Genomic DNA, 21,613 nt, shown 5'->3' with positions numbered 1-21,613 from the left:
GTTTGAAGTCCAAAATGGACTGTGAATGTGAAATCAAATAACTTCTCCAAAAGCGAACTTTCTCTTGACAGAGTTAATTACAATCTCAACTTCCTGACCGACTTTGGTATTTGGTACAAATACAACAAAGCCTTTAATCCTAGCTATCCCGTCTCCGCCTTTTCCTATACTTTCGATTTTAACAGTGTATCTTTCTCCAACCTTAACTGGAGCTACTCCGCCAAATCTGTCCCTATTTCCGCCAAATCTATCTCCATACATTTCCAATATCTCCTTTCAAATATTTCAACGCCCTTCAGAAGAACGTCACCATTACTTGGTCTGTGCCTTTATAAAGCTTTGCATTTTGAGTGAATGTTGGGGTTTAGCATTAGTGAGCAACTTTTTGAAAACTGCAAAAGTGCGCTCAAAATTGCAAATAAACCATAGGAAATCCTTTGAAATACTTAAACGTTCTATCATTTTATTTACCGTTTTCCCTTCCGATGATGCCATTTTGATCCGAAACTTTTACGTTCTAAACTTTTGGTTCAGAAAATCCTTTTATTCTAAGTTCTCATAACATTTTATGAAGAGAAATTCAGAGATGGAGGGATAATGATGAGCGAGTATCTTCAAATAGATGAGTTCTGCAGAATTGCTGGCGAGGCTAAGCTGGTCCTATATCATGAGGATGGTGTTGTTAAACGGGCTAATTTCATCGCTACCGCTCCAGTGAGAGGATTTGAAAAGTTGGTCATAGGTAAGAATCCCCTCTTTGCAGTTGAAGCCGTCATGAGAATATGCGGACTTTGCCATGCATCACATGGAAACGCAACTGCAGAGGCAATAGAGAATGCTTTGGGAATTTTACCCCCTAGAAACGGCCTCTTAATTAGGGAAGCACTCGGCTTGATAAACAGAATTCAAAGCCACATTCTTCAATTGGCGATGATGGCAGGGGACTTCATAATTGAAGAGAAGAGAATGGAAGTCATCTTTAAGCTGATGACCCTTCACGGGAAAATAAGCGATTATCTGCTTAAGCTGGGGGGTGCTGCCACGCATCCCCCATATCTAACAGTTGGCGGTCTTCTAAAAGTTCCAAAGTGGAGCGTCTTCAACAACCTTAAGGCAAGACTCCCAGAGCTTAAGTCACTCTGGGCCGAGATAATGCCTTATTTAGTGGATGAGGGGTATTTAACTGAGATTGCCATGGAGCTTAAAGAAAAGAAGTTCACTCCTGAATATCTTGCTTCCCATATGTTTTACGGCGATGAATACAATGTTTCCCCAGAAGCAGTGAAGACAGTTCCTTATTGGGATTACAAAGGTGAAAATGATGAGATGGCAAAAGAAGCAACAACTCAGGTTGCATTTTATAAGGGAAAAGCTGTTGAAGTCGGCCCTAGAGCAAGAATGGCTGTTTACAGGTCATTCAGAGACAGCTCCCTCTTTGGAATTCACCTAGCGAGAGTTGAGGAGATAACAATAGCCCTTGAGAGGCTGGAGGAAATTCTCGACCAAGTTAGTATGAATGAACCGTTCAGAACTCAGAACATTATTTTTGGGCCGGGTAAGGGTGTTGGAGTTTATGAAGCTCCAAGAGGGACTCTGTTCCACTACGTAGAACTTGGAGAAGAGGGCAGAATTCAGAACTTTAAGATAGTGGTCCCGACAATGTTCAACATCCCAATTATGGAAGAGGCAGCAGTAGGGCTCAGCATTCAGGCTGCAGAAGCTGTTATGCGCTTGTATGACCCATGCATTCCATGTACAACCCATGTTGTGGAGTTGAGGTGAGCAAAATGGAGAAATTAAAAGTCCTTCACGTTGATATCGGAGGTTGTGAAGGCTGTAATGTTAGCATTTTAAGAGCACTTCCGAACATCCAAGAGTTCGTTGATTTAGACATGAAGTACCTTGCAAAGAAAACTTGCGCTGAGGACAAGTATGATATGGTCATCATAACTGGTGGAGTTTGTATGAATGAACCTCATATAATTGAAAAGGTAAAGAGCCTTAGAGAGAAAGCAAGCACTCTCGTTGCTTTCGGCTCATGCGCTACATTTGGAGGAATTTTAAGGTTCTGTAGAGGCGGACAAGAGCCTAGACCCGACCACAGAAACTTCCAGCCTGTAAACAGTGTTATTAAGGTTGATTACTCTATTCCCGGCTGTCCTCCGACTCACCAAATGGTTCAGTCGTTCTTCAAGTTCTTCATAGCTGGCGATGAGAGGAGGCTTAGACTGTTTAAAGTCTGTGCAGATATCAAAAAGCTCAGTGGCTTTGACTTGATTGACGATATTGTTTTGACGGGTCTTTGCATCGGTTGTGGTGCATGTGAGCTTTCATGTCCAACTCAAGCAATTAAGCTGATTGATAAGAGACCTAACCTCATAGCCGAGAAGTGCATTCGCTGTGGAACTTGCTATGTGAGATGTCCTCGTGCGTCTCAACTGCTTTGTATGGGGGGTAGGATATGATCAGCTTGGCATCAGATAATCTTTTGGGAACTGTCTTTGGAATCTACTTAGCTAGGGCTAAGGATGAAGAGATAAGGAAAAGAAAGGTCGCAAGCGGAGGAGCGGTTACTGCTTTGTTAACTTATGCTCTTGAGAAAGGCATAGTTGACGGCGTCGTTACGGCAAAGAGAATAAAAGGATTTGAAGGGCAGGCAATCGTTGCCCATAATAAAGAGGAACTATTAGAAGCAGCAGGAAATAAGTGGAGTATAGTTCCATTTGCAGCGAGAATGAAAGCAAAAATTGAGGAGGAAGACTTGAAAAGAGTTGCTTTAGTATGTCTACCATGTCAAGCACAGTTTTTTGGTCAAATGAGGGACTTCCCCCTTTTAGAAACTGACTTTGGTGAAAGGATAAAGTACATAATAAGCCTGTTCTGTATGGGAACATTCGCTTTCGAGGCATTCCTAAACTACCTCAGAATGAAATACGGCATAAAAGCGGAGCAGATAAAGGATATAGTCCTCAAGAAGGATTTCCTTGAAATAGTATACAATGACACAACGCTTGCTCTGCCGATTGAGGAAGTCTACTCATATCTCCAAACGGGCTGTTTGGTGTGCACTGACTATACTGGAACATGGAGCGACATATCAGCTGGATTCGTAGAAAGCGAGCCAGGGTGGACAGTTCTCATTGCCAGAAATCCTAGAGCAGAGGAACTCATCAAAAACGCGGAGAAAGAAGGATATTTGGAGCTGAAAGATGGTTCGCATGTGATCGGAGAAGTTTTGAAGAAGGCAAGGGATAAACTTGCAAGGGCGCAGCAAAACATGATGTATTTGCTTTAATTTTACAGTTTGCTTTTAACTTTTTAGAAAGTTTTTTATTTCTATCTTTTCAATTTTAAGACATGAATGATTCTAAAAGTGCATTGAGCTACATACCCCTCGAGAGCGTTACGAGAATAATGGGTGAAGCTAAGCTAATTTTCCAGCAGGAAGATGGCATAGTTCAAGATGCTCTTTTTGTGTCAACTGCTCCGTTAAGGGGTTTTGAAAAGCTTGTTATTGGGAAGGACTCACTTTTTACAATTAAGGCTGTCATGAGGATTTGCGGCGTCTGTCATGTTGCCCATGCAAATGTTGCTGCTGAAGCTATAGAGAGTGCTGTTGGTATTTCTCCCCCAAGAAATGCTCTGCTGATGAGAGAGCTTTTGGGCTTGGTGAATAGGATTCAAACACATATTCTTCTTCTCATCATGGTTAGTGCAGATATGATTATTGAAGAAAAAAGAAATGAATTGATTTTCAGCCTAATTAAGCTGTATGACAAGGTTAGCGACTATCTGCTTAAATTAGGGGGAGGAGCGACTCATCCTCCTTATTTAACGGTTGGCGGCATTTCAAGGGCACCAAAATGGAGTGTCTTGAATCACTTAAAAGCGAAGCTTCCAAAGATTGAAAAGGAATGGGAGGAAATCAAGAGTATCCTCTTGGATGAGGACAATCTCACGGAGATTGCAGATGAGCTGAGGGCAAAAATAGTCAGAAATGAATTCTTAGCATCTGACTTGTTCTTTGGAGACAAATACAGAGTTTCCTTTAAAGATATTCAAACTGTTCCTTACTGGGAGTATAGGGAAGAGCCAAGAAAGCTTGTAAATGAGGCCACAGTGATGGTTGCTTTTTACAAAGGAAAAGCTGTTGAAGTTGGTCCAAGAGCAAGGCTCATGCTCTTCACACCTTTTAAGGGGATCTCCCTATTTGGGCTCTATGCTTCAAGAATACTGGAGATAGACCTTTCATTTGAAAGGATGAAAGAGATTTTGAATGAAATTAATGTAAAAGAGCCATTTAGAAAGCAGAACATTATTTTTGGGCCGGGTAAGGGTGTTGGAGTTTATGAGGCTCCAAGAGGAACTCTGTTCCACTACGTAGAGCTTGATGAGGAAGGAAAAATCAGCAAGCTAAAAATAGTGACCCCTACAATGTTCAACATTCCGATAATCGAGAACGCCGTTAAAGGACTGACAGTTGAAGCTGCTGAGGCTGCTGTTAGGTTGTTTGATCCATGCATACCGTGCACAACCCATGTAGAGCATATACGGAAAAATTGAAAAACCACCCATTATACTCTAACTTTGGTGATCAGATGATAAAGAAGGTAAGGATTTTCAAATGGGAGAATGGTCTGAAAGCTCTTGAGGATTATGTCTGTATTGAGGAGAAGTTTGAGATTTATATAGTCTATGATGGATTTGAAGAGTTTCTTGCTGAACTTCCAGCTTCACCAAACCAGCTTAGAGAGCTTGGAGCTGGTTTCGTTGTCTGTGAGGGGTACGAAAAAGCAGAGAATATCCTTGACAGCTGGGTCGAAGGAGAGAGGATTTACGTAAAAATAAGGGGTTCAGACATTAGTGGCTTGGGAAGCGAGTTGACCATAAGGCATACTCCTTGCGGGGATCCGTATAAAGCTAGAGAAGGAGGAGTTCTCAGCAGAAAAGCTGGAGACATAAAAGTTTCCCCTGAGCTCATCTTAAGAATATCCTCCTCTATGACTCAGCTTGCAGAGACGTGGAGAAAGACTGGAGGGACTCATTGGGCAGCCCTTTTTGATAAAGACGGTAGAGTGCTCGCGTTTAGTGAAGATATTGGCAGACACAATGCTGTTGATAAAGTAGTTGGTTATGCTGTTCTCAATGGACTAGAGTTAAGTGAGTTAATCTTGGCTTCAAGTGGCAGAATGCCATATGGTATGGCGAAAAAAGTTGTCAATGCGGGCATACCTATTGTGATAACTAAGTCTCCGCCAACGGATAAAGGAGTCGAACTTGCAAGAAAGCATAATGTAACACTGATTGGATTCGCCAGAGGGAAAAGATTTAATATATACGGCGGTGAACATAGAATAGCATCGGAAACCGAAACTTGACATTTTTCTACTGTATTTAACGTTGATAAACAATTTAAACAATTCTATTTGTAAGCGTATTTGTTTAAATCTTACAGAATAGTGTATACAAAACAATTTAAAAAAAGAACTTTCGTGGCTTTATTTTGCTATATCTCAATCATTATAACCTTTTGTTAAGAACTAAGCTATAAAAAAAGAGTTTTAAAGGAAAGCGTTTAACAAAATGTTGAAGCAGATATGGGCACTAAAATATATCAGTACATTGAAGAACATGTCTGTACACTAACTTAGGAGGTGTTCCGCTTGGCGGAGAAATTAATACCTGTGGTGTGTCCCTACTGTGGGGTCGGATGTAGGTTATACATAAGGGCAGTGGATGGATATCCAGTAAACATTGAGTATGCAGAGGACTTGGAGGGCATTTCAAACGAAAATGGTAAGCTTTGTCCAAAGGGAAACGCTGTTCTTGAGTACATTTTAGCAAAGGACAGATTAAAGAAGCCATTAAAGGCTAAGGAGCAAGGAAAATTCGTTGAGATTAGCTGGAGTGAAGCAATTAAAGAAGTCGCTGAGAGATTGAAGGCATATGCAAAAGATGATCCAAATCAATTAATGTTCTTTGGTTCTGCAAGAACATTTAACGAGCCAAACTATCTCATCCAAAAGCTTGCAAGAATGCTTGGCACAAACAACGTTGATCACTGTGCTCGTTTGTGCCACGCTCCAACTGTTTCTGGATTGAAGCAAGTATTTGGAGCAGGTGCAATGACCAACACTTACAAGGACATCGAAGAGGCGGATGTCATCTTTATCATTGGTCACAACTATGCAGAGACCCACCCAGTTGGATTTAGATACGTTCTCAAGGCTAAGGAGAGAGGAGCAAAGGTTATTGTTGCAGATCCAAGATTTACGAGAACAGCTTGGTTTGCAGACATCTTCTTGCAGCACTACCCAGGAACTGATATTGCATTGATAAATGGTCTCATTCACGTCATAATCAAAGAGAAGCTCTATGACGCAAAGTTCGTAAGAGAGAGGTGTGTTGGTTTCGATGAAGTCGTTAAGGCCGTTGAAAAGTTCACACCAGAATACGTTGAGAAGATAACTGGTGTCCCAGCTGAGCTTATAGTTGAGGCTGCAAGAACCTTTGCCACAGCTGGAAAGGGAGTTATTACATGGGCTATGGGTCTAACACAGCACACTCACGGTCACGATAACGTTAGGCTCTTAGGAACACTTTCAGCAATCTGTGGATACCAGGGAAGAGAAGGCTGTGGTTGTGCACCAATGAGAGGACAGAACAACGTTCAAGGAGCATGTGATATGGCTGCTTTGCCAAACGTGTTCCCAGGTTACCAGGCAGTTACCGACCCAGAGAAGAGGAAATTCTTCGAGGAGTTCTGGGGAGTTGAGCTGAGCGGAGAAGTTGGTCTTACAGTCATTGAGGCAGCTCATGCTATTGACAAAGGAAAGGTCAAAGCATACTACGTTATGGGTGAGAACCCAGTTATCAGTGATGCAAACGCAAACCACGTAATCAAAGCTCTTCAAAAGCTTGAGTTCATGGTCGTTCAAGATATCGTGCCAACGCCAACACTGGAGTTCGCTGACATAGTTCTTCCAGCAGCTGCACTGCTTGAGAACGAAGGTTCTCTCACAAACACAGAGAGAAGAGTACAGTGGAGCTTTGCAGCAGTTAAGCCACCTGGAGAGGCAAGACCAGACTGGTGGATTTTGAGTGAGGTTGGTAAGGCAGTTGGATTTGACAGAGATGGCTCAAAAGGATTCAGATACAACGAGGCTGCTGACGTTTTGAGAGAGATCAATGCCTGTACACCGCAATACAGAGGAATCACCCCAGAGAGACTTAAGGCTAACTTGGCTGGAATTCACTGGCCATGCCCAAGTGAAGATCACCCCGGAACAAGAGTTCTCTACAAGGAGAGATTCTTGACCCCAGATGGAAAAGCCCACTTAGCAGCAGTTGACTACAGAGGACCAGTTGAGCTCCCAGATGAGGAGTATCCATTCATACTCACAACAATGAGATACGTTGGACACTACCACACGATAACCATGACTGGTAGAAGCGAGGCCTTAGTGAAGAGATGGCCTGAGCCACTAGCAGAGATTCACCCAGATGATGCAGCTAAGCTCGGCATAAAGACTGGCGACTGGATTAAGATTGAAACAAGGAGAGGTGTTTACGCTATTAAGGCAAGAGTTACGAGAGCTGTTAAGAAGGGCGTTATTGCAGTTCCATGGCACTGGGGAGCAAACGTTCTCACAAACGACGCTCTCGATCCAGTAGCAAAGATACCAGAGACAAAGGCCTGTGCATGTAGAGTAACAAAGATCAGCGAGAAAGAGGCTTGCGAGATCATGAAGAAGTTGCCAAATCCAATACCACAAATTGAGATCGTTAAGGGGTGATTTAAATGGCCAGGAAGACTATCTTTATTGATTTTTCCAAATGTATTGAGTGCAGGGCTTGTGAGGTTGCCTGTGAGAGAGAGCACAACGGAATGTCATTCATAAACGTCTTTGAATGGCAAGAGATGGCCGCTATGGCTTTGAACTGTAGGCACTGTGAAAAGGCTCCATGTGTTGAGGTCTGTCCAACTAACGCTCTCTATAGAGATGACGATGGAGCAGTCATCTTAGCTCCCCAGAAGTGTATTGGCTGTCTCATGTGTGGAATCGTCTGTCCATTTGGTATTCCAGAGCTTGACCTTATAAACAAGATAATGGGCAAGTGTGACCTCTGTGCTCACAGAAGAAAGGAAGGAAAAGAGCCCGCTTGTGTAGCGACTTGTCCAACTGATGCACTAATTTATGGAGACTTCGATGAGATACAGAGGGAGAGAAGAGAGAAATTCACCGAAAAAGCCATTGAAGTTGCAAAGAAGGCTGAGAAGATTTCACTCTTGGGCGTCTGAGGTGGTTGAAATGAAAGAGCTTTTCGTTCTTTCCTTTTTAATTCCTTTAATTGCGGGCGTGATATTGTTTAGGTTAGATGGTAAAAGAGCTGATTACTTCATGCTCATCTCTGTAATCATCGCTACAATTTTGAATTTGGCAGGTGTTGTGAGCTATTACACTGCGGGCATGCCAGCTATCCACGAGATTCTCTTCCAAACAAAGACATTTGGTGAGGTCTATGGTTTGATAATTGACCCCATGAGCGTTTCTGTAGGGTTCGTTGTTATAACGGCTGGTCTGATTTTCATGGTATATGCTAAGGATTACATGAGCCCCCAAAATAAGGAGCATCCCGTTTATGAGGGTAAAGGCAGATTTTATGGATGGATGGTTCTTTTCATTGGTGCAACCCTAGCTTTCATTTATTCATCATCAATACTCCAGCTTTTGATATTCTTTGAACTGATGAGCCTAGCATGTTGGGGTGTTGTCAGCTATTATGGTGGTAAGAAAGCAGAGCGCTCTGCCTACAAGGCTTTGATTATCACGAACTTTGGTGCGATGGTTGGTCTCTACACAGCTGTTGCCATTGGCATAACAAAGCTCCACAACTTGAGCTTATTCGCTCTAGGTACTCTGCCAGAGAATTTGAAGCTCCTAGTATTTCTTGCAATAATGATTGCTGCTTTCACCAAGAGTGCCCAGTTCCCGCTCTACTCTTGGCTTCCAGATGCTATGGTCGCTCCCACCCCAGCTTCAGCATTCCTTCACGGTGCAGCAATGGTTGAGATGGGTGTCTATCTCTTAGCAAGAGCAATCCAGTTTATGCAACCTCTTCCAAAGGAGGCCTTCTACGTCATGGCAGCACTAATTTTGGCAACTCAGTTACTCTGTGTATTCATGTATCCGCTTCAGAAAGATGCAAAGAGACTTTTGGCTTATTCAACAATCGCTGAATCTGGCTTAATGTATGTTGGTCTGGCATTTGCCGTTTTAGGTCTAAAGACTGGCTTACAAGCTTCAATGTTCCAGCTCTTCAATCACGCATACATTAAGGGTTTAGCATTCCTCACAGCGGGAACTTTCAGCTACGCCATTGGAACACTTGAGATGGATAAAATCAAGGGTCTGATTAAATCACTGCCAATCTCAGCATACAGCTGGACTTTCGCTTTGATCGGCTTGGCTGGTGTTCCTCCATTTGCAGTCTTCTTCAGCAAGCTTGCAATACTGACAAACATCAAGGGAGCCTTAGGAAATCCATTAGCTTTAGCTCTGCTCGTAATGGTTCTCATAGATGCCGCCGTATTCCTAATGGTTTCGCTTAGCAGAATACACAGCATGGCATTCAGCGTCCCTGAGAGGGACGAGAAATACAGCATCACAGCTTTGATGAAGCTTTCGATGATTTTACTCTTGATACTTGGAATAATAGCTCCCCTCATAGCTTATCCATTCATAATCAAGGTGGGGTGGTGAGAGATGTTCGCCTTTGACTTCACGCTCACCTTTGACAAAATCTCACTGCTCTTTGCACTGAACGTTGGGATACTTGGGTTAGCGGCGATAATCGCATCACTCAAGTACATGGACATCTATGATTTCAAACCAAAGATTCCCTACTACTCAACCTTGCTCATCTTCATAGCCTCAATGCTCCTAATTCCAGCAGTTAGGGACTGGTTCAGCTTCCTCTTCCTCTGGGAGGTAATGACCCTTGCCTCTTACTTCCTAATCATCTATGATTATCCTGAGGAGAGCGCAAAGAAAGCTGGATGGAAGTATTTCGTAACTATGCACCTCTTTGACACAACACCGCTAATCTTTGCAATCGTGCTCTACTATGCGGTAACAGGAACCTTCAACTTCACAAGCTTTGCCCAGTATAAGGACATCATAGTATTCCTAATGTTCTTTGGATTTGCTACAAAATGCGGTCTCTTCCCGATGCACTACTGGCTCCCCGATGCACACCCAGCAGCACCTTCACCAGTTTCAGCAATACTGAGTGGAGCTATGGTTGAGCTCGGTGTTTACGGAACAATTAGAATCCTTGATTTAGTTGGCTGGAGTGTCTCAAGCTGGGTAATTTATGCAATTGGAATAATGGCAGTGCTGAGCATGATTGCGGCAATATTATCTTACCCACTCCAAGATGATGTCAAGAGACTGTTTGCATGGTCAACCATAGACAACATGGGCTGGCTGTTCCTACTAATCGTTGCTGGGTTATTAGGAGTCACTGGTGTTGAGAAGGATATTGGTTATTATGTCGTAGCCCACGGCTTGGCTAAAGCAGCAGCTTTCATGTCAGCTGGAGCTCTACTTTACGTCTTTGGAACCAAGAGCTTGAGCAAAATGAAGGGCTTCATGAACAGCGATGCTTTTACCGCTGGACTCTTTGCCGCATCAATCTTCGCCTTGGAGGGTGTCCCACCGTTCAACTTGTTCTTCAACAAGCTCAACGTCATCAAAACTTTGCTCGAGGTCAGTCAAGGCTTGGCAATATTCGTTGCTGTGGAGTGGGTCATAGCGTTCATAATCTTCCTCAAGATATTCCACGCTTACGTGATAAGCGAAGGACACCCAGAGGTTAAGCGCAAATTACCAGCAAGCTTGGCTTTCAGCATTGTGGTGTTGCTTGTGCTCTCATTGATAAGCCAATTCATGTGTGACTTCATATGGGCGAGGTGGTGAAAATGAAGGAGCTGTTCACCTTAGCTGTAATCCTGTACTTTGCATCAATGCTGGTCGCTCTAATATTCAAGAGGAATTATAAACTTTCAATCAGCTTAGGCCATGCATTCACAGCCTTAGCTTCCCTCTCACTGTTAGCTTTCACTATAAATGCTATACCCTTTGCACTTCAAGGAAAAGCAATAGACATTGTCTACAACATTGGCGTAGCTAAGATACCCTTCCACATCGATGGGTTATCACTCATACTCTGCTTTGTCTTAGGAGCCTTGGGATTGGCAACATCAGTTTATTCACCAAAGTACATGGAGTTCTATGAGAAGCTCGGCAAGGGATGGCTCTACATAATACTATACAGCACCTTCGTGCTCTCAATGATACTCATAGTTACTGTATCAAACTTGTTCTGGTTCCTCTTCCTTTGGGAGGTCATGACCTTTGCATCCTATGTCCTAATGATCTGGGAGAGCGAGGAGGAATACGTCAGAAAAGCAGGCTGGAAGTACTTTGTAACGATGCACGTTACGAGTACATTGCCATTGGTTATAGCGGTCGCTTTGCTCTACGCTAAAGTTGGCTCAGTTGATGGATTAAACTTCGCAAACTTAGCTTCACTCAAGCTCAGCCCAATATTCTATGTCTTATTCCTGATTGGCTTTGGAAGCAAAGCTGGTGTTGTGCCAATACACTTCTGGTTGCCTGATGCACACCCAGCTGCGCCAAGCAACGTATCTGCTTTGATGAGTGGTGTCATGATTAAGGTTGCAGTTTATGGATTGATTAGGACAACATGCTTCATATTGAAGCCAGATGTAACTTTCGGCTACATAGTCGCAGTCCTTGGAACGATCACTCTAACGGTTGGAACGCTCTACGCTTTGAAGCAGACCGACGCTAAGAGGCTGCTTGCTTACCACAGTGTTGGACAGATGGGCTACATCTGGCTCGGTGTTGGAGTTGGAATAGTTTTCATTGCCAAAGGAGGAGCTTACGCTGCTTTTGGTGCAATAGCCTTAGCAGCTGGTCTCTTCCACCTAGTTAACCACGCTCTGTTTAAGGGATTACTCTTCCTTTCAGCTGGTTCAATACTCTATAGAACTCACAGTAGAGATTTGAATGCTCTGGGAGGCTTAGCTAAGCTAATGCCCTTCACTGCAATATTCACCCTGATAGCTGCAATGTCTATAGCTGGTGAGCCACCATTTAACGGCTTCATGAGCAAGTGGATGATCTATCAATCAACATTCCTCTCAGGAAACGGCCTATTAGTATTCCTCGGCGTCATGGCACTGTTCATAAGTGCTGCAACTTTGGCTTCATTCATAAAGTTCTATACTACCGCATTTGGTGGAGAACCAACTAAATTAACCCAGAACGTAACGGAAGTTTCCTCTCCGATGCTTGTTGCAAAAGGCTTCTTAGCTTCACTCTGTCTGCTCTTAGGTTTGGTCCCAGCACTAATCTTACCATTGCTCCTTTCACCGGGTAAGGCATTAGCTAATGTTGACTTAAGCGGATTAATAACCACTAAGTACTGGTTGGTCTTGATCAAATCACCACTTACACCGGCTGGCGCTGAAAGCTACTTCAACCCACTCCTCTTCGTTGCAGTGTTTGGCGTAATGTTCCTTGCAATATTTGTATCCGTCCCAAGCAAGAAGTACGTTGCAGAACCATGGACAAACGGAGAACCCGTGAAGCTTGAACACTACAAGCTCAAGGCAAAGCACTACTACTTGCCATTTGAGGAGTATATCCATGGCCTATACCATGGTGGAAGTGAGCTTAACGAATTTGGCATTGCTGTGAAGGATGCACTTACTCGTGCATACTTAAGCGTTGCAGAGACACTGACAAGATGGGCCGCAAAAATTTCAGGTGCTATTACTGGAATTGGAAGGTGGTATGTTACCAGCGTTAAAGAGGTTTACCTAGATGAAGCAGCATTAAGCCCAATGGTTAAAGTAGTGCAGGGAAGCGGAGTAGTCTTTGGAGAACTGCTTGGCAACTTAAATCTGCTCTTCACAATAGCCATTGTAGTCTTGGGTATAATCTTAATACTGCTAACTTTGTGAGGTGAGGAAAATGGAAGTCCAAAAAATTGTGTTTGCATTGATAACAATCGCAATAATCTTTTTCCTTCCTCCATTACTTGACGGTATATCAAGGAAGATAAAGGCTATCCTTCAGTGGAGACAAGGTGGTCCAATATTGCAAACCTACTATGACTTACAATCATTACTAAGCATGGAGCCAATATTGCCAACTGAGAGGTTGGCTTTCAGAATTGCTCCATACATAGCTTTTGCATCAGCCCTATCAGCGGCTTTAGTTTTACCCTTCGGAAATTTCGTTCCAGTAAGATTCACAGGTGATTTCTTCGTATTCCTCTATGTCTTAGCGATGTTTTCAGTTGCCATGATGATAGCGGGCTTTAGTGTAAACAGCACATATACGAATGCTGGAGCAAACAGAGAAATGATGCTCATCCTAAGTATTGAACCTGTGTTAGGTGTGGCGATTGGAATATTCGCTTTGAATGCTCATTCATTAAGCATAAGTGGAATCCCACTCAACTTAACGTTCACTCCATCAACAATCTTAGCTTATGTCCTCTTAGCTTACGCTGTTTATGCTGAAGGTGGCTTCATACCTTTCGACATAGCTGAGGCAGAGCCGGAGATACTCGAAGGACCGTTATGTGAATACAGTGGAAAGCTGTTGGGCATATTTAAGTGGTCAATGTTAATTAAACGCTTAGCCTTGCTTTGGCTCTTCGTGAGCTTCCTTGTAATCCCGATCATAAGGGACTTCATTGACATCTCAACATTCGCAGGGGGATTAGTAGTACTAGTAGCGCAGCTGGTTGCTGTGTTTGTACTTTATGCAATCATTGCAATAATTGAAGCATCAAATGCCCGCTTTAGGATTGACCAGGCTATTAGGGTGAACAGCAAAGTGTTCATGGCGAGTTTGGTTGTGTTAATTATCGCAGCATTGGGGTGGTGAGAATGAGTGTTGTGAGTGATGAAATTAGGGGTAAGACCAAAGAGATCATGAAGGAAATAAGAAAGGATGAGGTCAGACTAAAATATGTTAAAGAACTTGAGTCTAAATTTAAGGATAAGATCAAAGAGATAAAAAGAGTCGCTTACAATCAATGGATCATTACAGTTGATAGGAATGATTTGCCTGAAGTAGCTCTGTACATCCTTAAGCATCCAGAGTGGAAGGAGACCCAGCTTTCAACTATGGTGGCAACTGATGAGAGACCCCTCAATGGAAAGTTTAGCTTAATCTATTGGATCAGCATAAATGGTGCTGCTGGCGACGTTTACTTTGGTATCAAGACATACATTCCCGAGGATGACCCAACGTTTCCATCAATAACTCCCCAGCATAAGGGTGCAAACTGGTATGAGAGAGAAGCTTATGATATGATTGGTGTAATTCCCGTTGGTCATCCTGATCCAAGAAGGTTAGTTGTTCCTGATGATTGGCCTGAAGGAGTTTTTCCATTAAGAAAAGATTTCCACTATACTGACAGTCCAATGAGGGAAGTTACTGAAGAAAACAAGTATCCATTTAGGGAACCACCAAACGGAGCAGCTGTATTTCCATTAGGTCCATATCACGTTGCACTCGATGAGCCAGGTCACTTTAGGCTCTTCGTTAAGGGTGAAGAAATAGTCGATGTTGATCTTAGGACCTTCTACCAGCACAGAGGAATTGAAAAAATAAGCGAATGTAGGTTAACATGTGATCAAGTGTGCTTTATAGCTGAGAGAATCTGTGGAATCTGTGGTTTTACACACTCAACCGCATACTGTCAGGCAATTGAGGCAGCTGGAAAAATCGAAGTTCCAGAAAGGGCCTTGTACATAAGAACGATAATGCTTGAAATTGAAAGAATACACTCCCACCTCTTGAACTTAGGTTTAGCTTGCCACTTAGCAGGATACGACACAGGCTTTATGCGTGCTTGGAAAATCAGAGAGCCCGTAATGTGGTTAGCGGAGCGTTTAACTGGAAACAGAAAAACGTACGGTATAAATCTCGTAGGTGGAGTTAGGAGAGATTTCCTCGACTATAGGAAAGAAATGATTGATAAGACACTAAAAACGCTTAAGGAAGAGTTTGAAAAGTGGGTAGAAGAGACGTTCTCTACAAGAACATTCATAAAGCGCTGTGAGGGAGTTGGTGTCCTGCCTTACAAGCTTGCTCGTGAATGGAGCGTTGATGGGCCATTTGGAAGAGGTTCAGGAAGAGACTTTGACGTTAGAAGAGATCACCCCTATGCAGCCTATGGAGACTTAGACTTCAAAGTTCCTGTTTACAAGGAAGGAGATGTTCTAGCTAGGTTCTTGGTTAGAGTTGAGGAAGTTAGAGAAAGCCTCTGGATAATTGAGCAGGCTTTGGATCAACTACCTGGTGGAGATATATTGGCTGAGTACAAAGAGATTCCACCATATCAGGAAGCTATAGGTATGACTGAGGCTCCAAGAGGAGAGAACATCCACTACGTAATGACTGGGCCAGGAAACAGAGTCTACCGTCACAGAGCAAGAGCTGGTTCATACAACAACTTCCCAGCACTTCCAGATGCGATGAGAGGAAATACAATAGCGGATGCGCCACTGATAATATCGTCAATGGATCCCTGTTACTCATGTACAGAGAGAGTGCAAATTATCGACGTAGAAACTGGGAAAGTCAGAATCTTGAGGGAGGAGGAGTTCAACAGACTCTCAATCAAAGCCTCAAGGAGGTTGTGAAAATGGCGGTGACTCTTAAGTATCCCTTTGTCAAAATTGAGGCTCCTCCCGAATACAGAGGGTTGCCGCACATTGATCCGAGTTTATGCATTGGCTGTGGTGGGTGTGTTAATGTCTGTCCCGCTGATGCATTGCTTAGAATTGACGACTATGAGAAAGGAACGAGAAGGATAGTTCTCGATATAGGAAGATGCATAAGATGTGCGAGGTGTGAAGAGGTCTGTCCGCCTGGAGCGATTAAGCTAACTCAAGAATTCGAAGCGGCTTCACCAGATAAGAGAGACTTTGTTGAAGTTGTTGAGCTTAAGCTCGTTAAATGCAGAGTCTGCGGAAGATATGCTGATTATACAGAAAGACAAGTGAAGAAAGCACTCCACATAATTCCAGAGGAGATCATAGAAGAGGAAGCGCTTGAAGAGAAAGTCTACATCTGCAGAGACTGTAGGAGAAAGGTGACAGTAGAAAAGAGCATAGAGGCTTTAAAGGAGGTGGTAGAATGAAGCCAAAGCTGAGGTCAGTTTGGGTCTTTCACCTTGATACAGGTGCATGCAATGGTTGTGATATTGAGATTTTGGACTTGCTCACACCTTTTTACGATGCAGAAAGGTTCGGTGTTAAGCTCATTGGTTCACCAAGACACGCTCATGCAATGCTCGTAACCGGACCTCTGACAAGGCAATGTTATTATGCAGCGAAGAAGGCAATCAAGGCCATGCCTCCAGAGCCGAGGATAATTGTTGCTGTAGGAACTTGCGCGTGTAGCGGTGGAATCTTCTACAACGGTTATCCAATATACAGAAGACCAGAAAGCGGGAGGGAAGGAAAAGAGTATCCAAGAAGGGGAGGAATTGAAGAACTTATTGCCGATCTCAAGGATCAGGGAGAGAAAGTCGGCCCAGTTATCTACATTCCCGGCTGTCCTCCAAGGCCAGAGGAAATTCTCTATGGAATTGCTCAGTTGCTGGGCGTAGTTGAGAAGAAAATGAAAGAGGAGCACTATATAGAAGAGACTGCACCATTCATGCTCCAAGAATACCCAATTGAAGAAAGAGTAAGGCTAACACTGAGAGAAAGATTGAGGTATGTTGTTGGTTACTTCGACAGGGAAAAAATTCTTGACGACTTCATAAAGCTCGTTGAAAGGGCCAAAAAGAGCGAAAACCCAAGAGAGGTTCTTAGGGAACTCATAAACGATTATTGTGCAAAAGAAAAAGACCATAGAATAGCATTTTGTATGCGCTTCCTTGAGAGCGAATATTGGAAGGTGAAGGAAGAATATGAAGCGCTATCATCTAATAAAACGGTCGTATATGGGATTTAGCTCCTATGTCAGCTATGTGTTAGATCACTTTGAAGGGGATTTCATAATTGAAGAAGACCTTGGTGAACTTAGTGAAGATACCGTTAGGAAAATAGAAGAAGCTTTGGGGGGATTAGAAATCACGCTCGCCAATGCTCCCCTGATTCCCTTCGATGAACTAGATGAGGGGGATAGGCAGCTCTTGCTCAAAGCTCTAGAGAATTTAGAAAGCGATCAGGTGTTAAAAATAAGGAGGTGGTAGAGGATGACAGTTTCAAAGGAGATTAAAATAGAACCCTATGCACATGCCGATGAAACTATAGAGAAAACTGCAGAAGGAATTCTTTACAAGGTGTTCCAGACACCATATAGGTTGTTCTTTGCAGGAGTCTTAGCAGGAATACTGATTGGAATAGGATATTGGCTTGCCTATGCAACAGGATCAAGCTTTTATCCCGCAAGATACCTCTTAGAGAATGGATACTTGGTAAAGAAAAGCGTTATTGAACTACTCTCACCTAGTGGCATTAACATGGCTAATGCCGTGAAGTACGGGATAAACAATGTGACATTAGCAAAGCTTATCATAGGTGCAGTCTTCCCTATCGGTTTAATAGCAATACTCATAGGTGGCGCTGAATTATGGACGAGCAACCCGCAACTCGTCACATATGGCTACGCTAGAAAGAAGTTTGGACTCAACGGTCTACTTTACAACTGGTTAATTGTCTATGCAGGAAACCTTGCTGGAGGAATTTTCTTGGCCTTTATGGCAACTTTTGGATCAGCTTACTTGTTAAAGCATCCATTTGTGGACACAGTGTTAGGTTTTGCATTCCACAAAGTTGAGGGGAGTCCATGGAACTTGTTCTGGGCTGCAATAGGATGTAACTTTCTCGTTAACTTAGCAGTGTGGCTTTGGCTCAAGAGTAAGAACAAGGACATAGCTGGACAAACGATAGTGATTTGGTTCCCAATCTTTGCCTTTGTGGCTATAGGATTTGAGCACGCTATTGCGAACATGTTTGCAATTCCAGCTGGAATATTTGCATCAGCAGCAAAGTTTCAGTACTACGGCATAAGCTTCAGCGAGTTCTTCTTTAAGAACTTACTTTATGTAACCTTCGGAAACCTCATAGGTGCATTTGTATTTATAGCATTACTTTATCTTTATCTTGGCTACAACAAAGGAAGCGAATACGGCGAAATCACACCAAGTGAGCTGTTGTCAATCTTCATTAATGTTGCAATAGTCGCTGGCTTGATATTACTCGTTGTTAATGTTATTATTCCAGGTGCAATAGCTGCAGTTGTAGAGAAAGCTTTAGGCTTAAGCGTTGGCGCAAAGTTGAGTAATCCATGGGTCGCCTTAGTTCCAGGAATTGTAGTAATACTTTACGACTTCATAGTTCCGATAGTGGCTTACAAGTTACTAAAACCCTTTGAGGCCTGATGGCTCTTTCATTTTTCATATTTTCAACGAGAGAGGTGAGAAAAATGCTTGAAAGTGCGTTCATAACGCTCATGAAATTTGTCATTCCCCTTTACCTATTAGCGTTCATTATTTACGCGGTTAGGGCATTTAAGGGCCCCACGATTGTTGACATAATTCTGGCTGTTGATTGTTTATCCTTTGATATAGCAGCTTTCATGCTCATATTGGCAGTTTACTTCAAGAGCGCCTTCTTGATCAGTGGGGCAATAACCTTGGCACTTTGGGCTTACTTGTTGGATATTTACATTGCAAAGCATTTGGTTAGCAAGGAGGTGGGAGTGTGAGCGAGATTTTATTCTACTTGGGAGCAATCATGATAATCATTGGTGGTATCTGCGACTTGTTTGGAGCATTAGGCTTACTTAAATTCCCGAACTTTTACGTTAGACTGCATGCTGCAACCGTTGGTACTATTGGCGGGGCAGTGGTTCCATTGTTTGGTGTTGGTTTTCTTGCACTCGGGGCAGACTTTCTGCCGCATAAGTATGCCATTGCAGGAGCCAGTTTTGTCACGGGAATAATTGTCTTACTCGCAGCACCAGCTGGTGCCCATGCTTTGGCTTATGCTGCTCATAAGGCTAAGCTTGTCAAGTGGGAGCCTAAGGTGGATCACTTAGCAGAGGTGAGGGGGAATGATTGAAATCCACTTACTAATGCTCCTCATCACAGTCCTCATTGGATTAATCTTCTCATACCTTGCCATAATAGAGAAGGATTTGCTTAAAGCAATTGGTTTTTCAGCAGTCCAAGCTATTGCTTACGCCATTGCATTCTACATTCTCATGGCACCAGACATTGTTTTAGCATACATAGCAATTGCAGTTGGTATCTATTCCGCATTATTGGTCTTCGTGGTAAGTAAGACGGAAAGATACGAGGTGGTGTGAAATGAAAAGGTTAATTCCACTCATAATTATACTCATCGCAATATTTGGGTTAGCTTGTTACATTGCTCCAAAACTCCCACAGCAAACTGAGTTAAGACCGTTGGGTGAATTCTACTTAGAAAACAGCTACTTTGGTGATTACTCAGCAAAGAGTCCTGAGGTTGTAACTGCAATCCTCTGGGATTATCGTGGTGTTGATACTCTCTTTGAAACTTCAGTGTTCTTCCTTGCAATCATTGGAAGCTTAACACTCTTCAGATTAAACAAAAAGCAAGAAAAAGAAGCAAAGCAAAAACTAGAAGAATTCAGTGGAGGATTAACTTTAGTAATTAAGGATGTCACAAAAGTAATTGTTGCTATGATTTTGGCTGTCTCAGCATCAATAGCATTGCACGGTCACTTGACTCCTGGTGGTGGTTTCCAGGGTGGTTCAGCACTAGCAGTAGCACCATTGTTAATCATTGCAGCTTACTCTAAGTACGCCCTCGAAGAGAATGGCCTCGATAAGACGAGAGCATTGATTCTGCGTTCCATTGGTCTCCTAGGAATTGTTCTCGTAGCATTAGTTCCCTTGCTCAGTGGTGGTTTCATCATGCAGAATCAACCAATCTTTCCAGCTGAAATTAATGGCCAGCTCATCGGCGGCTCACTAATCTACTACAACTTCTTTGAGTTCCTAGCAGTTGGTGCTGGGTTCACAGCGGTATTCTTGCTCTTAGCAATCCCAGAAAAAGTATTCAAGAAGATTCTGGGGGTGAGACAATGATCGCCTTCATTTGGGCAGTTATAATCCTAACTTTGCTTGCCACGATTGTAATCAGCTTGTATGGAATTGCGAGGAGGCCTAACTTAGTCAAAAAACTCATTGCACTGACAATCTTTGGAGATACGGCAAATTTGATTGTAGTTTTGCTGGGGTATAGGTTAATTTATCCAGTAGCGCCACCCATTTTGCCCTCACTCTCTAAGGACGCTTTGAGGCAATTCATTTCAACGGCAGTTGATCCTTTGCCCCAGGCTTTGGTGATTACGGCTGTAGTCATTGGAATGGCTGTAAACGTGCTTATTGCATTTGCAATAATCCAAATCTACCGCCTGTACGGGACTGTGGACACTAGAGAGATTGGTAAAAAGTTGCCCGCTTTACTGAGGGGTGGTGAGCAATGAGGGGTGTAATCCCAACTGCATTGTTAGCATTCATCACTTACATCCTCTTCACTGGCTCTGTAAAGCCATTTGACTTAGTTACTGGGTTAATTGTTGCCATTGGCGTTGGCTTGCTTGTGGGCAAGTATTTAGTTAAGGAGGATGCTAAGGCGTTAAATCCAGTCAGGTGGCTTTGGGCTGTAATTTACTTCATCTGGTACATGATTGTTGCCGAGACTAAGTCTCACATTGATGTCATGGTTAGAACAATCACGGGTAACTATAATCCAGGAATTGTAAAAGTGCCAATCGATGTGAAAACAGACTATGCAAAAACACTTGTAGCGAACTCTATAACGAACACTCCCGGCACTGTAGTCGTTGATTTGGATGACGAATACATGTACGTAAACTGGATTAATGTGACTACTACAGATCCTGAAAAAGCCAAGAAGGAGATTTGCGAAGATTTTGAAAGATATGCAAAGAAGATTTTCGAGTGAGGTGATGAAAGATGAACGTAGTCGGCTTAACTCCAATCATTCCAATTGTCTTTGCATTCGCACTTCCACTAACCTCCATCTTAATTAAAGGAAACAGAAAAATCGTTCAAGCTTATGCCCTCTTGGGGACTGGTTTAACTTTAATCAGTGCTTTCAAGCTCTTCCAGTTGGTTTACTCTTCAAGCACTCCATTAGTTTATACTTTTGGCAAGTGGGTTGCTCCAATTGGAATTGTGTATGAGGTTGACAAATTGGGGGCTCTAATAGCCTTGGTTACAGCAGCATTAATGTTCCTTATTGCAATCTACAGTTACCGCTACTTAGAGCATGAGGAGGGCTTAGAATGGTACTACACGCTCTATCTTGGCTTGGAGGCTGGATTATTAGGCGTTCTCTTGACGGGTGATGCTTTCAATCTCTTCGTCATGATTGAGGTCACGAGTATAGCAGCTTATGCCTTAGTAATGTTCTATCGCGATAGGGGTGACTCAGTCACTGCAGGATTTAAATACGCTCTGATTGGTG

At 43.0% G+C, this 21,613-nt stretch carries 23 protein-coding genes and 1 pseudogene; 23 read left to right on the top strand and 1 reads right to left on the bottom strand.

Annotation, left to right across the window (positions count from 1 at the left end):
• Nucleotides 1-33: 33 nt before the first annotated feature.
• Nucleotides 34-261, bottom strand: a complete 228-nt coding sequence (locus tag E3E24_RS00120) for a TRAM domain-containing protein (RefSeq protein WP_013467773.1) — start codon at nt 259-261, stop codon at nt 34-36.
• Between the two features lie 339 nt (nt 262-600).
• Here E3E24_RS00120 and E3E24_RS00115 point away from each other — a divergent pair, with 339 nt between their 5' ends.
• The 23 genes and pseudogenes from E3E24_RS00115 to E3E24_RS00005 form a co-directional block, all read left to right on the top strand.
• Entirely contained in the window at nt 601-1,782 is a 1,182-nt protein-coding gene (locus E3E24_RS00115; RefSeq protein WP_167886098.1) for a nickel-dependent hydrogenase large subunit, read from the top strand.
• A 5-nt stretch (nt 1,783-1,787) separates the two neighbouring features.
• Nucleotides 1,788-2,465 (top strand): 4Fe-4S binding protein, encoded by a 678-nt coding sequence (locus tag E3E24_RS00110; protein WP_167886097.1) that lies wholly within the window; start codon nt 1,788-1,790, stop codon nt 2,463-2,465.
• A complete protein-coding gene (locus E3E24_RS00105) occupies nt 2,462-3,295 on the top strand; it encodes a Coenzyme F420 hydrogenase/dehydrogenase, beta subunit C-terminal domain (RefSeq protein ID WP_167886096.1) in 834 nt (277 codons plus the stop codon). The genes E3E24_RS00110 and E3E24_RS00105 overlap by 4 nt, the downstream gene beginning before the upstream one ends.
• A 62-nt stretch (nt 3,296-3,357) precedes the next feature.
• Nucleotides 3,358-4,563: a nickel-dependent hydrogenase large subunit gene (locus E3E24_RS00100; RefSeq protein ID WP_167886095.1), complete on the top strand. Its 1,206-nt coding sequence runs from the start codon at nt 3,358-3,360 to the stop codon at nt 4,561-4,563.
• Nucleotides 4,564-4,598: 35 nt separating this feature from the next.
• Nucleotides 4,599-5,378, top strand: coding sequence for a formate dehydrogenase accessory sulfurtransferase FdhD (fdhD, locus tag E3E24_RS00095; protein ID WP_167886094.1), 780 nt, complete (start codon nt 4,599-4,601; stop codon nt 5,376-5,378).
• A 285-nt stretch (nt 5,379-5,663) separates the two neighbouring features.
• Nucleotides 5,664-7,796, top strand: a complete 2,133-nt coding sequence (gene fdhF / locus E3E24_RS00090) for a formate dehydrogenase subunit alpha (protein ID WP_167886093.1) — start codon at nt 5,664-5,666, stop codon at nt 7,794-7,796.
• A 5-nt stretch (nt 7,797-7,801) separates the two neighbouring features.
• Complete coding sequence (locus tag E3E24_RS00085; RefSeq protein WP_167886092.1) at nt 7,802-8,302, top strand: 4Fe-4S dicluster domain-containing protein; 501 nt, start codon at nt 7,802-7,804, stop codon at nt 8,300-8,302.
• A gap of 10 nt (nt 8,303-8,312) precedes the next feature.
• Nucleotides 8,313-9,764 carry a hydrogenase 4 subunit D gene (locus E3E24_RS00080; RefSeq protein WP_167886091.1) on the top strand — a complete coding sequence of 484 codons (1,452 nt, stop codon included), beginning with the start codon at nt 8,313-8,315 and terminating at the stop codon, nt 9,762-9,764.
• Nucleotides 9,765-9,767: 3 nt separating this feature from the next.
• Entirely contained in the window at nt 9,768-10,982 is a 1,215-nt protein-coding gene (locus tag E3E24_RS00075) for a complex I subunit 5 family protein (protein WP_167915489.1), read from the top strand.
• Between the two features lie 2 nt (nt 10,983-10,984).
• Entirely contained in the window at nt 10,985-13,057 is a 2,073-nt protein-coding gene (locus E3E24_RS00070; RefSeq protein WP_167915488.1) for a proton-conducting transporter membrane subunit, read from the top strand.
• A 10-nt stretch (nt 13,058-13,067) separates the two neighbouring features.
• Complete coding sequence (locus E3E24_RS00065) at nt 13,068-13,991, top strand: respiratory chain complex I subunit 1 family protein (protein ID WP_167915487.1); 924 nt, start codon at nt 13,068-13,070, stop codon at nt 13,989-13,991.
• A 47-nt stretch (nt 13,992-14,038) separates the two neighbouring features.
• A complete protein-coding gene (locus tag E3E24_RS00060; protein ID WP_370520439.1) occupies nt 14,039-15,757 on the top strand; it encodes an NADH-quinone oxidoreductase subunit C in 1,719 nt (572 codons plus the stop codon).
• Between the two features lie 2 nt (nt 15,758-15,759).
• On the top strand, nt 15,760-16,257 hold the full coding sequence (locus tag E3E24_RS00055) for a 4Fe-4S dicluster domain-containing protein (RefSeq protein WP_167886086.1): 498 nt from the start codon (nt 15,760-15,762) through the stop codon (nt 16,255-16,257).
• Complete coding sequence (locus tag E3E24_RS00050) at nt 16,254-17,078, top strand: NADH-quinone oxidoreductase subunit B family protein (RefSeq protein WP_167915486.1); 825 nt, start codon at nt 16,254-16,256, stop codon at nt 17,076-17,078. Before E3E24_RS00055 ends, E3E24_RS00050 begins: the two co-directional genes overlap by 4 nt.
• Nucleotides 17,035-17,319, top strand: a complete 285-nt coding sequence (locus tag E3E24_RS00045) for a hypothetical protein (protein ID WP_167915485.1) — start codon at nt 17,035-17,037, stop codon at nt 17,317-17,319. Before E3E24_RS00050 ends, E3E24_RS00045 begins: the two co-directional genes overlap by 44 nt.
• A 3-nt stretch (nt 17,320-17,322) precedes the next feature.
• Entirely contained in the window at nt 17,323-18,510 is a 1,188-nt protein-coding gene (locus tag E3E24_RS00040; RefSeq protein WP_167915484.1) for a formate/nitrite transporter family protein, read from the top strand.
• Between the two features lie 44 nt (nt 18,511-18,554).
• The gene (locus E3E24_RS00035; RefSeq protein ID WP_167915483.1) at nt 18,555-18,836 is read left to right on the top strand and encodes a monovalent cation/H+ antiporter complex subunit F; all 282 of its coding nucleotides are present in this window, start codon (nt 18,555-18,557) and stop codon (nt 18,834-18,836) included.
• Entirely contained in the window at nt 18,833-19,192 is a 360-nt protein-coding gene (gene mnhG / locus E3E24_RS00030; RefSeq protein ID WP_370520425.1) for a monovalent cation/H(+) antiporter subunit G, read from the top strand. Before E3E24_RS00035 ends, mnhG begins: the two co-directional genes overlap by 4 nt.
• The gene (locus E3E24_RS00025) at nt 19,185-19,439 is read left to right on the top strand and encodes a hydrogenase subunit MbhD domain-containing protein (RefSeq protein ID WP_167915482.1); all 255 of its coding nucleotides are present in this window, start codon (nt 19,185-19,187) and stop codon (nt 19,437-19,439) included. The genes mnhG and E3E24_RS00025 overlap by 8 nt, the downstream gene beginning before the upstream one ends.
• A 1-nt stretch (nt 19,440) precedes the next feature.
• On the top strand, nt 19,441-20,205 hold the full coding sequence (locus E3E24_RS00020) for an MnhB domain-containing protein (RefSeq protein ID WP_167915481.1): 765 nt from the start codon (nt 19,441-19,443) through the stop codon (nt 20,203-20,205).
• The gene (locus E3E24_RS00015; RefSeq protein ID WP_167915480.1) at nt 20,202-20,606 is read left to right on the top strand and encodes a sodium:proton antiporter; all 405 of its coding nucleotides are present in this window, start codon (nt 20,202-20,204) and stop codon (nt 20,604-20,606) included. The genes E3E24_RS00020 and E3E24_RS00015 overlap by 4 nt, the downstream gene beginning before the upstream one ends.
• Complete coding sequence (locus E3E24_RS00010; RefSeq protein ID WP_167886078.1) at nt 20,603-21,088, top strand: Na+/H+ antiporter subunit E; 486 nt, start codon at nt 20,603-20,605, stop codon at nt 21,086-21,088. Before E3E24_RS00015 ends, E3E24_RS00010 begins: the two co-directional genes overlap by 4 nt.
• An 11-nt stretch (nt 21,089-21,099) precedes the next feature.
• A pseudogene (locus E3E24_RS00005) lies at nt 21,100-21,613 on the top strand (cation:proton antiporter); the annotation flags it as partial.

It is taken from the genome of Thermococcus sp. LS2 (assembly GCF_012027375.1).
In the GTDB taxonomy this organism is placed as follows: domain Archaea; phylum Methanobacteriota_B; class Thermococci; order Thermococcales; family Thermococcaceae; genus Thermococcus_B.
The sequence above is the reverse complement of the archived record's forward strand: the minus strand, read 5'-3'. Positions and strand labels throughout refer to the sequence as shown.

Coding starts and splice junctions, on each gene's coding strand:
- E3E24_RS00120 (WP_013467773.1), bottom strand. CDS start 261: ATGTATGGAGATAGATTTGGCGGAAATAGGGACAGATTTGGCGGAGTA.
- E3E24_RS00115 (WP_167886098.1), top strand. CDS start 601: ATGAGCGAGTATCTTCAAATAGATGAGTTCTGCAGAATTGCTGGCGAG.
- E3E24_RS00110 (WP_167886097.1), top strand. CDS start 1,788: ATGGAGAAATTAAAAGTCCTTCACGTTGATATCGGAGGTTGTGAAGGC.
- E3E24_RS00105 (WP_167886096.1), top strand. CDS start 2,462: ATGATCAGCTTGGCATCAGATAATCTTTTGGGAACTGTCTTTGGAATC.
- E3E24_RS00100 (WP_167886095.1), top strand. CDS start 3,358: ATGAATGATTCTAAAAGTGCATTGAGCTACATACCCCTCGAGAGCGTT.
- fdhD (WP_167886094.1), top strand. CDS start 4,599: ATGATAAAGAAGGTAAGGATTTTCAAATGGGAGAATGGTCTGAAAGCT.
- E3E24_RS00085 (WP_167886092.1), top strand. CDS start 7,802: ATGGCCAGGAAGACTATCTTTATTGATTTTTCCAAATGTATTGAGTGC.
- E3E24_RS00080 (WP_167886091.1), top strand. CDS start 8,313: ATGAAAGAGCTTTTCGTTCTTTCCTTTTTAATTCCTTTAATTGCGGGC.
- E3E24_RS00075 (WP_167915489.1), top strand. CDS start 9,768: ATGTTCGCCTTTGACTTCACGCTCACCTTTGACAAAATCTCACTGCTC.
- E3E24_RS00070 (WP_167915488.1), top strand. CDS start 10,985: ATGAAGGAGCTGTTCACCTTAGCTGTAATCCTGTACTTTGCATCAATG.
- E3E24_RS00065 (WP_167915487.1), top strand. CDS start 13,068: ATGGAAGTCCAAAAAATTGTGTTTGCATTGATAACAATCGCAATAATC.
- E3E24_RS00060 (WP_370520439.1), top strand. CDS start 14,039: ATGAAGGAAATAAGAAAGGATGAGGTCAGACTAAAATATGTTAAAGAA.
- E3E24_RS00055 (WP_167886086.1), top strand. CDS start 15,760: ATGGCGGTGACTCTTAAGTATCCCTTTGTCAAAATTGAGGCTCCTCCC.
- E3E24_RS00050 (WP_167915486.1), top strand. CDS start 16,254: ATGAAGCCAAAGCTGAGGTCAGTTTGGGTCTTTCACCTTGATACAGGT.
- E3E24_RS00045 (WP_167915485.1), top strand. CDS start 17,035: ATGAAGCGCTATCATCTAATAAAACGGTCGTATATGGGATTTAGCTCC.
- E3E24_RS00040 (WP_167915484.1), top strand. CDS start 17,323: ATGACAGTTTCAAAGGAGATTAAAATAGAACCCTATGCACATGCCGAT.
- E3E24_RS00035 (WP_167915483.1), top strand. CDS start 18,555: ATGCTTGAAAGTGCGTTCATAACGCTCATGAAATTTGTCATTCCCCTT.
- E3E24_RS00025 (WP_167915482.1), top strand. CDS start 19,185: ATGATTGAAATCCACTTACTAATGCTCCTCATCACAGTCCTCATTGGA.
- E3E24_RS00020 (WP_167915481.1), top strand. CDS start 19,441: ATGAAAAGGTTAATTCCACTCATAATTATACTCATCGCAATATTTGGG.
- E3E24_RS00015 (WP_167915480.1), top strand. CDS start 20,202: ATGATCGCCTTCATTTGGGCAGTTATAATCCTAACTTTGCTTGCCACG.
- E3E24_RS00010 (WP_167886078.1), top strand. CDS start 20,603: ATGAGGGGTGTAATCCCAACTGCATTGTTAGCATTCATCACTTACATC.